Origin of the sequence: Bradyrhizobium sp. LTSP849 (assembly GCF_000938255.1) — a bacterium.
GTDB lineage: Bacteria > Pseudomonadota > Alphaproteobacteria > Rhizobiales > Xanthobacteraceae > Bradyrhizobium.
In genome coordinates, this window is record NZ_JYMR01000051.1 from 269648 (window position 1) to 285050 (window position 15403).

At 61.5% G+C, this 15403-nt stretch carries 21 protein-coding genes and 1 tRNA gene; 11 read left to right on the plus strand and 11 right to left on the minus strand.

Annotated features, from left to right (window positions below; translation table 11 throughout):
• Positions 1 to 2: 2 nt before the first annotated feature.
• Together UB31_RS29880 and UB31_RS29885 are read right to left on the minus strand one after the other, a co-directional pair.
• Positions 3 to 1166, minus strand: coding sequence for a GNAT family N-acetyltransferase (locus UB31_RS29880; protein ID WP_045008551.1), 1164 nt, complete (start codon positions 1164 to 1166; stop codon positions 3 to 5).
• Between the two features lie 107 nt (positions 1167 to 1273).
• Complete coding sequence (locus UB31_RS29885) at positions 1274 to 2209, minus strand: transglutaminase family protein (RefSeq protein ID WP_045008550.1); 936 nt, start codon at positions 2207 to 2209, stop codon at positions 1274 to 1276.
• A gap of 189 nt (positions 2210 to 2398) precedes the next feature.
• Here UB31_RS29885 and UB31_RS29890 point away from each other — a divergent pair, with 189 nt between their 5' ends.
• Complete coding sequence (locus UB31_RS29890; RefSeq protein WP_045008549.1) at positions 2399 to 3262, plus strand: transglutaminase domain-containing protein; 864 nt, start codon at positions 2399 to 2401, stop codon at positions 3260 to 3262.
• A 151-nt stretch (positions 3263 to 3413) separates the two neighbouring features.
• On the opposite strand, the gene UB31_RS29895 is transcribed toward UB31_RS29890, so the two are convergent.
• Together UB31_RS29895 and UB31_RS29900 are read right to left on the minus strand one after the other, a co-directional pair.
• A complete protein-coding gene (locus tag UB31_RS29895; protein ID WP_045008548.1) occupies positions 3414 to 3746 on the minus strand; it encodes a hypothetical protein in 333 nt (110 codons plus the stop codon).
• A 110-nt stretch (positions 3747 to 3856) separates the two neighbouring features.
• Positions 3857 to 4261 (minus strand): hypothetical protein, encoded by a 405-nt coding sequence (locus tag UB31_RS29900; protein WP_045013428.1) that lies wholly within the window; start codon positions 4259 to 4261, stop codon positions 3857 to 3859.
• Between the two features lie 154 nt (positions 4262 to 4415).
• Here UB31_RS29900 and UB31_RS29905 point away from each other — a divergent pair, with 154 nt between their 5' ends.
• On the plus strand, positions 4416 to 4649 hold the full coding sequence (locus UB31_RS29905) for a hypothetical protein (protein ID WP_045008546.1): 234 nt from the start codon (positions 4416 to 4418) through the stop codon (positions 4647 to 4649).
• A gap of 12 nt (positions 4650 to 4661) precedes the next feature.
• On the plus strand, positions 4662 to 6698 hold the full coding sequence (locus UB31_RS29910) for a pyrroloquinoline quinone-dependent dehydrogenase (protein ID WP_245305636.1): 2037 nt from the start codon (positions 4662 to 4664) through the stop codon (positions 6696 to 6698).
• A 46-nt stretch (positions 6699 to 6744) separates the two neighbouring features.
• Here the strand turns inward: UB31_RS29910 and UB31_RS29915 are convergent, their stop codons facing one another.
• Positions 6745 to 6987: a PilZ domain-containing protein gene (locus tag UB31_RS29915; protein WP_045013429.1), complete on the minus strand. Its 243-nt coding sequence runs from the start codon at positions 6985 to 6987 to the stop codon at positions 6745 to 6747.
• A 184-nt stretch (positions 6988 to 7171) separates the two neighbouring features.
• On the opposite strand from UB31_RS29915, the gene UB31_RS29920 reads away from it, so the two are divergent.
• Positions 7172 to 7465 (plus strand): HdeA/HdeB family chaperone, encoded by a 294-nt coding sequence (locus tag UB31_RS29920; RefSeq protein WP_045008839.1) that lies wholly within the window; start codon positions 7172 to 7174, stop codon positions 7463 to 7465.
• A 106-nt stretch (positions 7466 to 7571) separates the two neighbouring features.
• Here UB31_RS29920 and UB31_RS29925 read toward each other — a convergent pair whose 3' ends face one another.
• Positions 7572 to 8036, minus strand: a complete 465-nt coding sequence (locus UB31_RS29925; protein ID WP_045008544.1) for a PaaI family thioesterase — start codon at positions 8034 to 8036, stop codon at positions 7572 to 7574.
• A 363-nt stretch (positions 8037 to 8399) separates the two neighbouring features.
• Between UB31_RS29925 and UB31_RS29930 the strand changes: the two genes are divergently transcribed.
• Complete coding sequence (locus tag UB31_RS29930) at positions 8400 to 8702, plus strand: hypothetical protein (RefSeq protein WP_082078689.1); 303 nt, start codon at positions 8400 to 8402, stop codon at positions 8700 to 8702.
• Between the two features lie 102 nt (positions 8703 to 8804).
• Entirely contained in the window at positions 8805 to 9059 is a 255-nt protein-coding gene (locus UB31_RS29935; RefSeq protein WP_045008542.1) for a hypothetical protein, read from the plus strand.
• 12 nt (positions 9060 to 9071) lie between these two features.
• Here the strand turns inward: UB31_RS29935 and UB31_RS29940 are convergent, their stop codons facing one another.
• A complete protein-coding gene (locus tag UB31_RS29940; protein ID WP_045008541.1) occupies positions 9072 to 9305 on the minus strand; it encodes a DUF6894 family protein in 234 nt (77 codons plus the stop codon).
• 206 nt (positions 9306 to 9511) lie between these two features.
• Positions 9512 to 9700, minus strand: a complete 189-nt coding sequence (locus tag UB31_RS29945) for a hypothetical protein (RefSeq protein ID WP_045008838.1) — start codon at positions 9698 to 9700, stop codon at positions 9512 to 9514.
• A 490-nt stretch (positions 9701 to 10190) separates the two neighbouring features.
• Between UB31_RS29945 and UB31_RS42280 the strand changes: the two genes are divergently transcribed.
• Together UB31_RS42280 and UB31_RS29950 are read left to right on the plus strand one after the other, a co-directional pair.
• A complete protein-coding gene (locus tag UB31_RS42280) occupies positions 10191 to 10442 on the plus strand; it encodes a hypothetical protein (protein ID WP_197087464.1) in 252 nt (83 codons plus the stop codon).
• Between the two features lie 70 nt (positions 10443 to 10512).
• A complete protein-coding gene (locus tag UB31_RS29950; RefSeq protein WP_045008540.1) occupies positions 10513 to 10752 on the plus strand; it encodes a DUF2798 domain-containing protein in 240 nt (79 codons plus the stop codon).
• Between the two features lie 753 nt (positions 10753 to 11505).
• Here UB31_RS29950 and UB31_RS41730 read toward each other — a convergent pair.
• Positions 11506 to 11673 (minus strand): hypothetical protein, encoded by a 168-nt coding sequence (locus UB31_RS41730; RefSeq protein ID WP_197087463.1) that lies wholly within the window; start codon positions 11671 to 11673, stop codon positions 11506 to 11508.
• A gap of 197 nt (positions 11674 to 11870) precedes the next feature.
• On the opposite strand from UB31_RS41730, the gene UB31_RS29960 reads away from it, so the two are divergent.
• On the plus strand, positions 11871 to 12317 hold the full coding sequence (locus UB31_RS29960) for an ester cyclase (protein WP_045013430.1): 447 nt from the start codon (positions 11871 to 11873) through the stop codon (positions 12315 to 12317).
• Positions 12318 to 12711: 394 nt separating this feature from the next.
• Here the strand turns inward: UB31_RS29960 and UB31_RS42705 are convergent, their stop codons facing one another.
• Both UB31_RS42705 and UB31_RS41735 read right to left on the minus strand, forming a co-directional pair.
• The gene (locus tag UB31_RS42705; protein ID WP_045008837.1) at positions 12712 to 12909 is read right to left on the minus strand and encodes a hypothetical protein; all 198 of its coding nucleotides are present in this window, start codon (positions 12907 to 12909) and stop codon (positions 12712 to 12714) included.
• A 650-nt stretch (positions 12910 to 13559) separates the two neighbouring features.
• Positions 13560 to 13667 (minus strand) — tRNA-Val (locus UB31_RS41735).
• A 163-nt stretch (positions 13668 to 13830) separates the two neighbouring features.
• Here UB31_RS41735 and UB31_RS29965 point away from each other — a divergent pair.
• Both UB31_RS29965 and UB31_RS29970 read left to right on the plus strand, forming a co-directional pair.
• Positions 13831 to 14859 carry a P63C domain-containing protein gene (locus UB31_RS29965; RefSeq protein ID WP_045008537.1) on the plus strand — a complete coding sequence of 343 codons (1029 nt, stop codon included), beginning with the start codon at positions 13831 to 13833 and terminating at the stop codon, positions 14857 to 14859.
• Positions 14859 to 15053, plus strand: a complete 195-nt coding sequence (locus UB31_RS29970; RefSeq protein ID WP_045013431.1) for a hypothetical protein — start codon at positions 14859 to 14861, stop codon at positions 15051 to 15053. Before UB31_RS29965 ends, UB31_RS29970 begins: the two co-directional genes overlap by 1 nt.
• Positions 15054 to 15403: the final 350 nt, after the last annotated feature.

Here is a 15403-nt window from a genome sequence, read left to right on the forward strand (position 1 = left end):
GCTTATTTGCGGAGCAGGCGGATCGCGCGTCGCGCTGTCTCGCGCGCGATGCCGCGCGCAATCAGCGCGGCATGGATCAGCGCCACGACCGGATCGTTTCGCCTCAGTGGAATCAGCACGTCGCCGATCGCGAACCGGCCACGCCAGATCGGGTTGATCATGGGGTGATCGGCGCTTGCAGTGGAATCGGCACTCGCGATGGCTGGATCGGCGCAGAGATGGCGGGTGAGGTCGAGCGTCAGCTGCACGCCCGGCGAATATTTTGCAAAATGTTCGTCGATGCCGAGCTTGAAGAAGAAGGCGCGGTCCTGATGGCGCAGCACGATGCCGGCCGCGACAGGACTCGTGCCGGCGCGGAGCGTGACAATCTCGCATTGCGCGGTCTCCGCGAGCGCCGGGACGGCGCGGCGGATGAAGGTCGCATCGCCTGTGTCCTGGGCCAGCGCGGTGCCGCGCTTGCCCTTCCAGCCGCTGGCTTCGAGCTGCAAAAATGTTTCGAGCGCGGCCCTGATCTCATCCGGCCTGCGCGCAACTTCGAAGGTGACAGGTCCATGCTCCGCCAGGCGGTGGCGCTGCCGGCGCAGCTCTTTGAGTTTTTTCGTACCGAGCGCATCGTGCAACAGCTTGTCGCCATCTTGTGTCGCATCGAGACTGGCGCGGATGTAGGAGGAGAGCACACGCGGCTTCAGGCGGCCGAGAGCGTCTCTCAGCGATTCCATCGCGGTACCTTCGAGCGCAACGTCGCGCAGGATCAGCGCATGTGCGCCGGCCTCGCGCGCCCGCTGCAACAAGCGCGTCGATGCCTCGGCCGCAGCGTCGCGGTCGATCAGCGGGCTGCACAGCGTGCCGTAGGGATGCGCGCTCACCAAAGCGGGCAGGGGAATGTTCCAGGCCTGCCAGAGCGAGATCACCGGCATCAGCCCGGTCAATCGCGTCGAGGAGCCGTCGAATGCGGACAGGGCCTGCGCACCCGTGCGGCCGCGCGCGGTGGCGCTGACGGCAAGCTCCCAGGCGGGCAGGTAATAGCCGTTCGGCTCGATCGCCCGCTGCGCAAGCGCGCGCCATTGACCCGGCTCGATCGCGGCGAGTGGGACGAGCGCGTGCGTCGTCGCGGCATCTCTTGCAGATGCCGGATTGATCGCAGCCTGGTGCGCGATGTCGACCACGTCCCGTCGTCCCCGTTCACGCCGGCATGAGCCGCCGTTACGCGGTCATGCTTAGCGCAAAGATTGGAAAATACCGTTGAGACGTCACTTCAATTCGAGTGGTATTGTTAACGTCTCATTGCCGATAACGGCGCCTGCTCGGTCGGCCCGACGTTCGTCTCCTCAGGCGAGGGAGACTCGGTCTTCACATTGACTGTGACCGCCATTTCAAGTTCGTCGTCAGCCTCTCCCCAATATGAACCGGAAAGAGGAATGGCCTGCTCGGGTGTCCGGGCGACGCCGACTCTGATCAAATCACGGTTTCCGACGATCCCGTTGGTCGGATCGAACTCGACCCAGCCCGAGCCCGGGACGTAGATCGAGCACCACGCATGGGTTGAGCCTCCGCCGAGCCGTACGGGTCCGTCGCGGTCGGGCACATAGACGTAGCCCGTGATGAAACGGGCAGCGAAGCCGAGCGAACGGGCGGCTTCCATCATCAGCAATGCGAAGTCGCGACAGGTGCCCTGTTGCAGGCCGAGCGTTTCGGAGGGCGTCTGCGTTCCCGGCGAAGCTCTGCGCCGATATGAAAAGCCCTCGGCGATCGCCTCGTTGAGCGTCATCAGCAGCTGTCCAGTTGGCCGGCTCTCGCCACGCACAATGAATTTGGACAACCATTCGTCGACGGACGCGTCGCTAGCATGATGGCGGCGCATGTAAGGCAGGAGGTCCGGCAGCTCGTGCTCGTCATAGCGAAACGGATGCTGACGGGCGTATTCCTCGATTTGGAAGTCAGGGATGCTTTCTGGCGTGTGCTCGAGACGAATCGTGGTGTCGAATTCCAGGATTTCGCTCGCCGCCGCAAAGTCGACCAGCGTGACGCAGTTGCCGAACACGTCGTGGATCCAGCGGATCTCGACGGGCTCGGGACGTATCGCGATCCGGCAGTCGAGCAAGCGCTGATCAAAACTGTCGCGCGGACGAAACAGCAGTTGGTGCCGCCCGGGCCTAACCGGTCGCTTGTAGCGATAGGTCGTGTGATGGTGGACGGAGTAGATGGTCATCCTGCGCCCTCGGGCCCGCACTATATGACCCTAAATTCGCGGCGGTTCCAGCGTTGCAGGCGATTTTGTCCGCGAAAGGCCCGGTATCCCGCCTGGCCGCCCTGTATTTCAGCAGCTCTGCCGAGGAACGAAACGGGACTTGCCGAGCTTGACGTGCCACGGTTAACGGTGACGCCTCGGGAGACGATCTTGAAAATACGTGCGGGTTACGACATCGCATTCAACTGCGTTCAAGACGTTCCAATGGTGCTGATGCTGACTGTCCATCCTACCCGCCAGCACGATTTGCTCACCGATCATACTATCCAAATCTCTCCTCACGTAGCCGCCAGAAATTACGCGGACGCTTTCGGCAACGTCTGCACGCGTCTGGTCGCTCCCGCGGGCCAGATCGAGATGCGCAGCGAATTCATTATCGAAGACAGCGGCCTCCCGGACGCGGTGGTGCCCCATGCCGCGCAGGCCCCGCTTCACGACCTTCCGGACGAAGCTCTGGTCTACCTGCTGGGCAGCCGCTATTGCGACACGCAGAAACTAACGGAGCTCGCTTGGGCTTTGTTTGGCAGCGTCAACGGAGGCTGGCAGAGGGTCCAGGCGATTTGCGACTATGTCCACAATCGCATCCAGTTTGGCTATCAGTTTGCGCGAAGCGACCGCATAGCATCTGAAGGCAACGCGGAACAGATCGGAGTCTGCCGCGACTTCGCGCATCTGGCGGTGACACTGTGCCGCTGCATGAACATTCCGGCCCGCTATTGCACCGGCTATCTCGGCGATATCGGCGTGCCGCTCGATCCTGCGCCGATGGATTTCAGTGCCTGGTTCGAAGTCTATCTCGGTGGACGCTGGCACACATTCGACGCGCGCCACAATCATCCTCGCATTGGACGTATCGTCATCGCACGGGGGAGGGATGCCGCCGACGTCGCGATTTCCACGACCTTCGGCCCCGCCCGGCTGGTGCGATTCACAGTATTGACCGAGGAACTCGCGCAGAACGACACCGTTCGGATCGAGTCGTCCACGAGGCAACTGCAACATCAGTTTGCTTGAGGCCTGCGAAGCTTTGCTCGGCATCGCGCAACTGCCGTCGTCGAGCGCGTCGTCACGCCGGCCGATCCGCGCGAAACCTGAATGAGACGCCAAGAATAGACAGGACCGGACGAGCTGTTTCGTCCGGTCCCGTCCTGCATGACTTGATCGATTACCAGCGGTCGCCGCCGACCCCGACGCCCACACTGACGCCGGGCGCGCGAATGCCGACTCCGCCGCGCGGACCATCGTCCCAGTCGCGATGGCTGCGGCGCTCGTAATAACGGTCGCGCGGCATGGCGTCATAGGAGTCGCGAACGATCACGCGCGCGCCACCACGGGTGCGATAGCAATTGCCGGCGTCATCGCAGACCAGCCGGACCTCCTGAATGAGATCGGGACTGGTGTATTCGCTGGTCGTGTAAACATCGGCGGCCTTCGCGCCGCCGGACGCGGCCAGCGCGCCGACGCCCGCCAGCAGCGCAATCGTGAATGTCCTCATCATGTCCTCCTCCGAAACTGCCCTCGGTGGTAACAAGAAAGGGAGGCGGTGATCGTTCCGGCCGATTTACAGGTTTTTCCCGAAACTCGATCTCGCGTCAGCGCCAGCTGAGCCTAGATCGGCTCATAAACCTCGGACCCGCAGATGTCGTCGATCTCCGCGCGTCGCCGGTCGACGACTTTTCCGCCGGCAATCGTCACGATGTAGGTCTGGAGGCCGAGCGCCGAGCCGGTGGCGGAGGTCAGTTGCGCGCGGACGCAGGCCGTCCAGCCCAGTCCGCGCACCTCGTGATGGGGCGGGGCGACATGCACCTCGCGCGGATAGGAGGTGTTGATGAAGACCACATCGATCTGCTCGCGCACCACGCGCTTGACGTCCGGGGGCGGTTCAGGCGGCGCCTGCTCGGCCTCCTTGAGGCGCATGAATTCAGGCACGGGCGCGCGGCTGTCGGCAAAGCCGCAAGCACCGAGCGCGAGTGCGCCGGCGATCAACGCCACATGAGCAACAATCCGCAACATTCGTGAAGGTCCCCTGCGGGCCAACAGATAGGCGCGAATGCGACCCGGCGAAGTCCCGACCGATCAACATTTGCTGAAGCGGTGGAACCCGCAGGATTTGCTATTATGGGATTGCAGGCTAGTTTGTACCCCAGACGAGAGGGGATTGCAGGCAATGAGGATTTTGGTCATAGCGGCCGCGGTGTTGGCGCTGACGGCGGCCTCGGCGCAGGCCCAGATGGGCGGCGGCGGCCGGCGTGGGGGCAACGAGGGGCCAAAGACGGACAACAAGCCTAAGGTCGACGAAAAGGCCTACAAGGCCGCGCTCGAGCGCATTCCCGAGCCCAAGGAGAAGTATGATCCGTGGAGCGGCGCTCGCCCGAGCGACCCCGCGAAGAAGTCGAAGTAAAGCGGGCGGGGATTGCTGACCCGCCTGCGATACCTGGTCGGCCTTCTTGCGCTCCTGCTGCTGGCGGCGCGACCGTGCTTCGCCTGGGAGAGTTGGGGCAGCGATCCCGGCGGCTCGCGCTTCTCGCCGTTGCAGCAGATCACGCCTGACAATGTCGGCAATCTCGTCCGCGCCTTCGAATTTCACATCGGAGATCTCGCGACGCGGCCGCCTGCGGTCATGCGGCGAACCAAGTTCGAGGCGACACCGCTGTACGTCGAGGACAGCCTGGTCTTCTGCTCGCCCTTCAACGAGGTGATCGCAATCGACCCGGGCACGGGTGCGCAAAGATGGCGCTACGATCCGAAGATCGCCATCAATCAGCGGCCCGCCAATCGCTATGTCTGCCGCGGCGTCACTTACTGGATCGATGACAAGGCGCCTCCCGATGCCGCCTGTCGCTCGCGCATCTTCATGGGCACCAACGATGTCCGCCTGATCGCACTCGATGCGAGGACGGGAATTCCCTGCGGCGATTTCGGCAAGAACGGTGAGATCAAGCTCGACATCGGCATGAAGCTGGAATGGCCCGGCGAATTCCAGATTACCTCGCCACCAGCGGTCGGCCGCGGTGTCGTCGTGGTCGGCTCCTCGATCGGCGACAACCGCCGCGTCGATGCGCCGAGCGGCATGGTGCGCGCGTTCGATGCGCGCAGCGGTGAGCCGCGCTGGACCTTCGAGCCGCTCAAGCGCGACGGCATCGAGGCCGGCCACGCCAATGTCTGGGCGCCGATGTCGGTCGATGAAGCACGCGGACTGGTGTTCCTGCCGACCTCCTCGCCGTCGCCGGATTTCTGGGGCGGCAAGCGCCCGGGCAATAATGAGCACGCCAATTCCGTCGTGGCGCTGCGTATCGAAACCGGCGAGCTCGCATGGGCGTTCCAGACCGTGCACCACGATGTCTGGGATTACGATCTGCCGGCGCAGCCGACGCTCACGCGCCTCGACACCGGCGAAGGTCAGCGCGACGTTGTGATCCAGCCGACCAAGCATGGGTTTGTCTTCGTGCTCGATCGCGACACCGGCAAGCCTGTGTGGCCGGTCGAGGAGCGTGCGGTGCCGCAAGGCGGCGCCGAGGGTGAACAACTTTCGCCGACGCAGCCGTTCCCGACGCATGTGCCTGCGCTGACGTCGCAAAAAATATCGACCGAGGACGCGCTGACGATGCTGCCGGGTCTGAGTAACTCAGCATGCGAACGGCAATTCGCGGAGGCGCGTAACGAAGGGCTGTTCACGCCGCCCTCGACACAAGGAACGCTTGAGTTTCCGTTCACGGGCGGTGGCGTGAACTGGGGCAGCGCGGCCTTCGATCCCGTCCACCAGATCCTCTATGCCAACACCAGTCGCGCCGCGCATCTCATCAAGCTGATCCCGCGCGCGGATGCGGCCGGCTTCAACCCGCCGCCGGGGCATGATTTCGGCCAGCAGCAGGGCGCGCCGTTCGCCATGTCGCGCTCGGTCGTGACGTCGCGGCTCGGGATGATCTGCGTCAAGCCGCCATGGGGCGAGATGGTCGCCGTCGACCTCAAGGCCGGCAAAACGCTCTGGCGCGCCACCGTCGGCACCACCGAGGATCTGGCGCCGCTCGGGATGCCCTTGCCGTGGGGTACGCCGCTTCTCAGCGGCGTTGCGGTTACGGAAGGCGGCCTCGTCTTTACCGGCGCGATGGATGCCTATTTGCGTGCGTTCGATGCGCGCAGTGGAAAAGAGCTGTGGCAGGGGCGGCTGCCGGTGCCCGGCGTCGCCAATCCCATGACCTATCTCTGGAAGGGCGAGCAATATGTCGCGATCGGAGCCGGCGGCCATTCCGAAGCCGGCACGTCGATCGGCGACAGCCTGGTTGCGTTTCGCCTGGCGCGGTCCGGCGAGGCGCCGTCATGGTGGTCGCGCACGATCGATCGCCCCGGCGGGCGATTCTTTGCGGCGTCCTCAGTGATCGTGCTCGCGATCGTCGCGCTCGTGATCGCGGTGCTTCGCTGGCGGCGCCGGCGTCGTATCAGACGAGCGTAACGTTGCATCGTGCATGCGATACGAACGGCCATTCACATCATATGCACTACTGTACGAAAGCGAGGCCGATGCGCTTGTCGTTGCGCCATACCGCACGACAATCTCGTATGAAATTGCCGCGTGAAATCGACAGCGTGAACGATTGCGGCAATAAGGCAGGGTTTTCGAGATCGATCGCGGCGCCGCTTGCCGACATGTTGCGAACCGTGCACGCGATTCCGCTGTCGTCAAAGGTGATCGCGCCACCCTTGAAAACACGGTAACGCTGCGCTGCACGCTTCTCGATCATTCGCGTTAATCCATAATGATGATTGTGAAGTAGTGCATAGAAATTACGTTGAACTAAACTCAATACTGGCGCTACTTGCACAGCGCTTCAGACTTCGTTTACGAAACTGAAGCGGAGTGTCCCTCCGCCGACTTTCCCCAAAAGCCTTTTACCTTTATGGCGTCCCGCGCCGATGGAGATACTGATGAAGACCACGCTTTCTCTTCTGTTCGCCGCAGCCCTCGCGCTGTCGTCAATGCCCGCCCACGCCACCAAGATCGATCTCGCGACCATGAGCTGCAAGCAGTTCGTCGAGAGCGGCGACGACACCATCAAGATGGTGCTGACCTGGATGGATGGCTGGTACAAGGGTGACGAAGACAATGCGATCATCGACACCGACGTGTTCGTCGAGAACGCCAAGAAGTTCGGCACCTATTGCGGAGCCAATCCGAACGTCAGCATCGTCACCGCGGCCGACGAAGTGCTCGGCAAGTAAGGTTTGAAACGCAACGCCCGAGGCGGGTGCCGCTTCAGTCGTCTGCGTGATCGCCATCCAGAGCCGCGGTGCGCCTGGCGTGCACTGCGGCTCTCGGCTTTTAGGATCATCCCGGCAGCATCGCGAACGCGCTCGACACCATCGCCACCTGCTTGTTGTCGGTGGCGGAAAGCAGGGTGACGCGGCCAAAGCTCATGGTGCGTCCGAGCCGCACCACGCGCGCATCCGCCAGCACATCCGAGGACGAGACCGCGCGCATGAAATGCGTGGTCTGGTCCACCGTGGTCATCGGGCGATAGCCGCGATTGGCGGCCAAATTCGCGATCACCATCGCGGTGTCCGCGAGCGCCATCAGCGCCTGGCCGCACATCACGCCGCCGTGCCGGCACAGCCGTTCCGAAAACGCCATGCGCAAGAGCGCGCCCGGCTGCCAGTCCGGTGCATCCGGCGGCGGCACGTGATCGATACTTTCGACGGAGAGGTTGAGATCCTGGACCCAGGGCGCAAAGACCTCGCCGAGGATGCGTCTGGCGTCGGCGATGCCGAACTCGGCTTCTGGCTGTGATGGCATAATGGCCGTTTCCTCGTCTGTTGCCGGATGTTTCAGCCATTCTGCCCGCTTTGGCGCGGCAAAGTCACCCGGTCTGCGTCGATCCCGTCGGCTTGAAAATGCCTGACTTCGCCCGATATGATGCCACCCTTGGGAGCGGGTGGACGATGTTGCGTCGATGTGTCCTTGTGTTTTGCCTGGCCGCGCTCGGCCTCGCGCTGAACGGGTGCACCCGGTGCGGCCCGATTTGGGACGACTGGCTGCATTCGCCGAAATCGTGCAAATCGGACCGGCTCTAGCGGGCCGGCAGCGGTGCTCGAGGCTGTAACTGGGATAACAAGGCGCGGGTGATCCGCCCCTCTATCGATGATCAAGGAGTGAATGATGAAGCTTTTCCGTATGGCGGCGGTGCTGCTGGCTGTGCTGGCGGGCCCGGCCTATGCGCAAATGCCCAATCTCAATTTACTGCAGGAAGGCCCGGGCAAGACCCCGGAGGAAAAGGCCGCGGATGCCGAGCGTGAGAAGGCCTACAAGGAAACGCTGAAGAAGATTCCGGACGCCAAGGCGTCCAACGATCCCTGGGGCGGCATGCGCTCCGATCCTCCGAAGCAGGCGGTCGCGCCGAAGGCGTCCGCCGCAACCAGCGCGCCAAAGAAGACAAAGGCCGGCACCGCCGCCGCCAACTGACCGTGGTCCGGATCGGAGGTCGGCGACGTCTCCGGCCGGGACTCCACTTCGCCCGGCCTGCGTCCTACATTCGCAACGAGGGTTGCGTTGAGGAGGCAGGATATGGCGGATCGTCCGCGGGATCTCGCCGAGCGGATGGCGCGCCGGCACAAGGCGTCCGTAAAGCCGGGCGACAAGGCCGGCGACGGCTATCTGCGCGAGAGCTTCACCTTGCCGCGCGCCGCGGCGCGGGCAAGAGCGCAGGCCTTCTTCGCCCGCTACCCCAAGGCCGGCTATATGAGCGAAGTCGAGAACTGGCGTGAATTGCCGGGCGGCGACATCGAATTCACCATGCGGCGGCTGCCTAGCGCCGACTAGCGCCGGCCGGGCCTAGTCGAGGGATTCGGCGACGATGCGGATCCGGAACACGGGTTCCTTGGCTTCGTCGAGCAGCTCCATGTGCCATTCCGAGTTTTCCTGGAGCTTGCGGGAGATGCCCGCGGCCATGTCGGCGCAGACGTTGGTCATCTCCTTCCAGGCCGAAGAGCGATCGGCAAACTCCGTCGCATGGTCGGCGCAGCCGGAATAGCGGCCGTTCCGGATTCGAAAGAAATAGAGCGGCATGGCTGGCACCGATCGCGTGATGGCCGCGCCCCGAGGCCATGAGGACGCCCAGTGCAATCCCAAACCGCGGGCAGATCAATTCCGGTCCTCTACGGAATACGCCGTCGCAGAGCGCCCCGACGTGGCTACGCGCGACAGGGCCTATTGCGGCGCACAAAGCCAATCCGGGTCCGCCGATGTCGGTCAGCCGATGCACGCCGTCTTGCTCAGGCCGTCTTGCGCGCGATGGCCTTCAGCTCCCGATCGATACGCAGTTGCACACGACGGATCGCGAGAAGTTCGATCTTCGTTTCGGTCCGACCCGCCTTGGTCTGGTCGCCGATCCGGAACTGCCACTGCCAGACGCCCGGGATCGCTGTCTTTGCAACCGTGAACTCCACGCCCCGGTGATTCATGGTCACCTCCACGTTTCACTTTCCATGACGGCTAACATGTTGGGAGTCACAATATTCCGCCGCCACGTAAAATTTGCCGTTAAGTCGTGGACAGTTCACCGAAATCCTGGAAGCGCGCACGGGTCGAAACAAGCGAAATCAGATTCCGAAAGACCGGACGCCGTCGCAACCCGTGGAACCGCCGTCGCCGCTGTGAGACGCTGCTAGCCATTAGGTCAGGAACTCTGTTCATGGCCGGAGAACCACGGATCATTCAAATACGCGCTGGTTGCAGCGGGAGAGCATCACCAGCGCGGTTCCAATCGCTCGTCTGCGGCGAAGAAACTCCGGCGCGATGCCTGCACTTTGTGGAACCAGTTTCGCGCGCGATGTCGGCACCGCGGCCATTCGAAGCGAATGCGCGCGTCCCACAGTTTTCCACTTTTGCGTGCGCGGCGACTATGCTCTGGTGATGCTCGGAGGCCGCTGAGACGGGCGCAAAGAGGAAGACGTGAACTGGCTGAGACATCTCGTTCTGCGCTGGGGCGCACGAAATTTCTCTCTGGTCTGTCCGCATTGCCGGCGGCCTGCTTCCTCCCTTGCGTTCAAGCGTGGACGCTTCATGCTCGGTGACGAAAAGCTCGTCTGCGAGCAGTGCGGCAACGCCAGCGTCGTCACCTTCTGGCGTTTCGAAGGCCTGTCGTGCCGGGCCGATCGCACTGAGGCGCGCCGACATGAGCCGCTGGCGAATTCACGACACTGATGTCACGCGAGCGGTTAGCTGCGGCATGTGCTTTGCTTTGTCCGACGACGGCAGGCAACATGAGTGCACCATGTTCGGCATTCCCCGTCGCTACAGTCATTTCGTCTTCGGCGTCATTCAGTCCGGCCTGACCTCGCTGATCGCGGCGGGGATCGCGAGCTTTCCGGCGGCGTCGGCGTTGCTGTTCGTGCAGCACTGGATGGTGTCGTGGCTGATTGCCTGGGCCGCGATGCTGCCCATCGTGCTGCTGGCGGCGCCCGCGATCCGCGCGTTCTCGCTGCGGCTGACGCGCGAGGAGGGCAGCGCCTGAGCGCGCCGCGGCAAGAAAAAACCCCGCCAGGGGAGAGCCGGGCGGGGTAGAAGGTTATTGGAGGCTGAGGTGCTGGGCTGCAACACCATAGCCGAATGACCTTAGCCCGCTCAGCTTACGACAGCCTGACGGACCGCGATGGATCTGAGGCGAGCTGATCGGTCGCATCGCGATTCGGGCGCCAGACACAGAAAACCCCGCTCGGGGCAGAGCGGGGTCATCGACTGGTATGGAGGCCCGGTGTTGGTCCACCGGGCAAGGCGACGCTAGACGAGTCTGCTTACAGGCGCCTTACGCAAGCTTGTGCAAGCTCGCGGCAAAGCGTTTAGAGACGCTCTCACGTCCCAATTCAGACATCCGATCGCACAACTTCAGACACATCCGTTGGCGAGACTTGGCGCGCACGGCGAAGCCATGGGGGAAACGTGGCGCGCCGATAGCGGGGTGGCATCATGGACAAGGTAGAGCGGTCATTTGCCGCCGCGACGGCGGCTGGCTTTGTGGTGTTGGTCATCGGCATCGTGCTGCTGGCGGTGATGTAGGCGCGGGTGGACAGGCGGCCCAACCAAAAACGCGAAAACAACCCCATGCACAGTAGATCGCTGGGCGAATTCGCTGCTTGGTCAATGACTTAAGCGTGGTATTTAGATACCTGAATCGCGCAGAATCAGCCTCCGGGAGCTTTACATGCGGACGCGCGAGGCCGGGCCCCTTCTCGAGGGGAACAGGCATTGGGCTCCGGTCCTGGCGAGCCTAGTGCACCTTGATCGCGTTCAGGGGAAGCCGGAGCTCGGCGGCGCGCTCTTCGCGGTCCTTCTTGCGGAACTCGTTTTCCTTGCGTTCGAACTTCACCATCTCCTCATGCGCCGCCTCCAGCAGGTGATTGCGCCTGATCGCATCGTGGTGCGCATTTTCCGTCATGACCGAAATCCCCACTGTGGCGGTGCCATCCGATAGAAAGCCGGACACCGCGGAAAAGTTTCGGTGCCGCAGGATTGCGGAATGATGATGGCGTTTCGCTCGCGCGTCCTTGATGTGCATCGTCTTCAGTGGAATTGGGGCTGGTGCAGTACGATGAGATCGCGAGCTGAGGCGGCCCTCTTGAAGGAATTGACCCGATGTCAAAAGAATCTGTGACCAGCGATTTGTTCGACCGATGGGAGTTGGTCTGGCACGAAGACCGACACGATCTGGTCCCGACTTGTGTTGGGCCGACCTACATCAGGCATGAGGCGACCGGCGATCGGACAGTCACCGCAGAAAGCTACGCGGCGGAACGTGCCAAAATGAAAGAGGCGCGCCCCGGCGTTCGCGTGGCGGTCTACGATCACATGTTCGTCGGCGACCGCGCGTGGTTTCGCTTCACGTTCAGGTGGCGCGACCCGAACAGCAACCTACCTGTCACGCAAGCCGGCATGCAGTCGTATCGGCTCGAGGACGGGAAGCTTGCGGAGACGTGGATCGTCCTCCAGCCGCTCGGCTCAAACTGGCCCGATCCCGTTGCACAGGACCATTGGACCAGCCCGGTCCCGGGACATCAGGACACTGCCAAATCCAACTTGTGACACTGGACTTGAATTCGGACAGCACCAATGAAAGAGGTCGCCAAGCGAGGCGGCCTCTCGTCATGTCTGAGCCGAGTGCCCTAGTGGCAAGGTTTTCCCAGCATCTGCGCGTACCTGCTGTGGCAGCCGTCGTGCAACTGCCACCTCTTCGTGATTTTTGGGCCGAATTTCGGGGCACACGATGTCTGCGCTTGCGCCGCAACCGAGCCAGCGAAGATGAATAGTGCGAGAGCGACCGTGACAATCGACTTCATCACTCCTCCTATGGTTGTTCAAACGAGACGCCATGTAGCGCTACAAATATAAGCGTTATACATTGTAGCATTAAATGCAAGCTTAGGCGGGTGCCGGAAATGCGGATTCCGGCACTGGGCATGAACCGAATTTTGTTGCCTTAGTCCGGCGCCTGTAAGCCCGGCGATCTCAGCCACTCGCTCATGTGCGAGCCTGTCTCGGCTTGGCGGGCTTTGCGGAGGAGGGCTTCGCGCTCAGAGCCGGGAGGCAGCTTTCTGGCCCGCTCTCTTAACCGTGCAGCTTCCTGGGCGAGACGTTCTTCGAGGGAATGGATTTGCTTGAAACGACGGCGCTCCATGACACAACCTCGTCTTCCGGGTCCTAACCGCTGGGTTTGAGTTCTTGCGATCCTAATATGCAGGCGGCCCGCTTTCTGTTCCAAAGTGAACATTTCGAATTGGGCCGCCCCAAAAATTCAGGCTCGGCCACGGCGGTCGGAAGCAGACCAGCACCAAAAATCGGGTACGGGCCGCGCCGTCTTAATGTTCGTGAAATACTCGCCGAACTGGCGCGTATTCATGGACCGGCTGGATAAGGAATTTCCACAATGGGAGGCAACTTTATGCTGCCGTTCCCGGACGATTATAAGCCACCCGAAACGGAAGAGGCCGCCAACTGAGGCGGCCTTACTTCATGGAAAAAACGCCACCCGCTTAATCTGTGTCGCGGGCGGCGGCTTTCCAGCCCCGAGGGGGATGATGCAAAACCCCGGTACCAGCAAAAATTGCATATCCGCATCGCGAGGTCTGAGCAAAATTGCTCACTCCAAATCAGGCCACTCCCCAAATCAAACTAGGCCACGGCGGTCGGAAGCAGGCCTGCACCCGACTCTGGAATAGGCGCCCGCCAAGGCGTATATTGCTCAGAACGGTTGTCGCGTCGGGCTCATCCCCGGGGCGGTGATCGGTGGTCGTTTCCGCGCCAACGGCGACGGCCCCACTGGTTTGATGGTGGAAGCGGTCAGATTCGAACTGACGGGACCCTGCGAGGGGTTTGGACGCCCAAAGGTCCGCCGAGGGGTAAGCTCGGTGCAATAGGCCACTCTGCCACGCTTCCGCACACAAAAACGCCCCGCCAACCGAAAGGCCGGTGGGGCGTTTGCTTGTGTGTGCTTGAGCAACCATGCCAGCATAATGCACCGTTGCTGGCATTTTGCAAGGCGCATTGCAAAGTCCCGTGAAAAATACTATCATGCTGGCATAGTAATGGAGATGCCAGCATGAAAGAGGTTTCTGGGAAGGCTCGGGGCGGCGTCGCTCGGATGGAGGGAACGACCGCGAAAGAGCGGAGGGCATTGGCCACCAAAGCTGCGGCTGCAAGGTGGGGTAACGACATCAAGAGTGTCGCGCATGGGGACGATGACCATCCCCTTAGAATCGGCGAGATCGAAATCCCTTGCTACGTGCTCGATGACGAAACGCGAGTTCTTTCCCAGAGAGGCGTTGTCGTTGGCGGCCTTGGTATCCAATACGGCGGTGGGTCAGTTCGCGATGGTGCTGATCGACTAACGTCTTTTCTACAGGGAAAAATTCTTTCCCCGTTTGTTTCCAATGAGTTGCTCGCGCTGGTCCAGAACCCAATAAAGTTCCGCTCACCGGGCGGACTGGCGCACGGATACCCAGCAACAATTCTAGCCGATATATGCGATGTCGTTCTAAACGCGCGTAGTGCTGGCAAACTGCAAGCGCAGCAGATGCACATTGCTGAGCGGTGCGAGATTTTAGTTCGCGGATTCGCGCGCGTGGGCATTATCGCGCTGGTTGATGAGGCGACGGGTTTTCAGTACGCGCGCACACGAAATTCACTTGCGCGTATCCTTGAGGCTTTTGTGACTAAGGAATTGCAACCGTGGGTTAAAACATTTCCTGATGAGTTTTACGCGCAACTTTTCCGATTGCGTGGGCTCAAATATGATTCTGACTCCGTCAAACGCCCGCAGTATTTCGGGACGCTCACAAACGATATCGTTTGGAAGCGAATTGCGCCGGGAGTGCTAACAGAACTAAAGCGCGTGATCCCGAAGGATGCAAGCGGTCGGCGTAAAGCTACGTTGGCGCAGGCACTCACTCGCAATATTGGATATCCCAAGCTCCGGGAGCATTTGGGCGCAACGGTTGCCTATATGACCGTAAGCCCGGACTATCCGACGTTCATCAAGACGCTTGATGCGCACCGGCCGCGCTTCCACGACCAGCTTGAACTTCCTTTCGAGTACAAACCCGATGAAGACGACGGAAAGGGACTTTAATGAAGTTCGCTCATCGCGATGTGGAATACGACGTTCACGCATTCACCAGCGAGAAATGGGAATGGATTGCTTATCCCAAGATCGGGGTTGGCTCGAAATTTGGCGGCTTAAGTGGCCCGACCGAAGCTGATGCAAAAAAGTCAGCGCGGCTCGGCATAGACGAGTTGCTAGATGGGAAAGAGGCCGCCAACTGAGGCGGCTATACTAATACGTGTTCCGGTTATAAATACACGGTCTGAGAACAAATACGGTTCTATATAATCCTATAAATCGTTCTTATCCGGAGAACTACGGGGCATCTCTAGGGCCGCCAACTAAGGCGGCCTAGTCTGTCCCATCTAATCTATTCGTTACATGAACAGACTTTGGCTGTCCGCGAACGAAATCAGGCCACTACGAAATTCAACTTAGGCCACTAGGGGTTAAAACAGGCCAGCGCCAAAATCCGCAAAAGAACATATTGCGAACTTGGAACAAATAGGGTACATTGCTTTTATCGACGAGCCGCCCCGCCAATCGTTTGTCCCTCAGCCGAATCCTCGCC

Coding starts and splice junctions, on each gene's coding strand:
- UB31_RS29970 (WP_045013431.1), top strand. CDS start 14,859: ATGAAGTTCGCTCATCGCGATGTGGAATACGACGTTCACGCATTCACC.
- UB31_RS29940 (WP_045008541.1), bottom strand. CDS start 9,305: ATGCCGCTCTATTTCTTTCGAATCCGGAACGGCCGCTATTCCGGCTGC.
- UB31_RS29915 (WP_045013429.1), bottom strand. CDS start 6,987: ATGATCGAGAAGCGTGCAGCGCAGCGTTACCGTGTTTTCAAGGGTGGC.
- UB31_RS29960 (WP_045013430.1), top strand. CDS start 11,871: ATGTCAAAAGAATCTGTGACCAGCGATTTGTTCGACCGATGGGAGTTG.
- UB31_RS29900 (WP_045013428.1), bottom strand. CDS start 4,261: ATGTTGCGGATTGTTGCTCATGTGGCGTTGATCGCCGGCGCACTCGCG.
- UB31_RS42705 (WP_045008837.1), bottom strand. CDS start 12,909: ATGGAGCGCCGTCGTTTCAAGCAAATCCATTCCCTCGAAGAACGTCTC.
- UB31_RS29930 (WP_082078689.1), top strand. CDS start 8,400: ATGAAGCTTTTCCGTATGGCGGCGGTGCTGCTGGCTGTGCTGGCGGGC.
- UB31_RS29935 (WP_045008542.1), top strand. CDS start 8,805: ATGGCGGATCGTCCGCGGGATCTCGCCGAGCGGATGGCGCGCCGGCAC.
- UB31_RS29950 (WP_045008540.1), top strand. CDS start 10,513: ATGTTCGGCATTCCCCGTCGCTACAGTCATTTCGTCTTCGGCGTCATT.
- UB31_RS29945 (WP_045008838.1), bottom strand. CDS start 9,700: ATGAATCACCGGGGCGTGGAGTTCACGGTTGCAAAGACAGCGATCCCG.
- UB31_RS29925 (WP_045008544.1), bottom strand. CDS start 8,036: ATGCCATCACAGCCAGAAGCCGAGTTCGGCATCGCCGACGCCAGACGC.
- UB31_RS29965 (WP_045008537.1), top strand. CDS start 13,831: ATGAAAGAGGTTTCTGGGAAGGCTCGGGGCGGCGTCGCTCGGATGGAG.
- UB31_RS29920 (WP_045008839.1), top strand. CDS start 7,172: ATGAAGACCACGCTTTCTCTTCTGTTCGCCGCAGCCCTCGCGCTGTCG.
- UB31_RS29905 (WP_045008546.1), top strand. CDS start 4,416: ATGAGGATTTTGGTCATAGCGGCCGCGGTGTTGGCGCTGACGGCGGCC.
- UB31_RS29885 (WP_045008550.1), bottom strand. CDS start 2,209: ATGACCATCTACTCCGTCCACCATCACACGACCTATCGCTACAAGCGA.
- UB31_RS41730 (WP_197087463.1), bottom strand. CDS start 11,673: ATGACGGAAAATGCGCACCACGATGCGATCAGGCGCAATCACCTGCTG.
- UB31_RS29895 (WP_045008548.1), bottom strand. CDS start 3,746: ATGATGAGGACATTCACGATTGCGCTGCTGGCGGGCGTCGGCGCGCTG.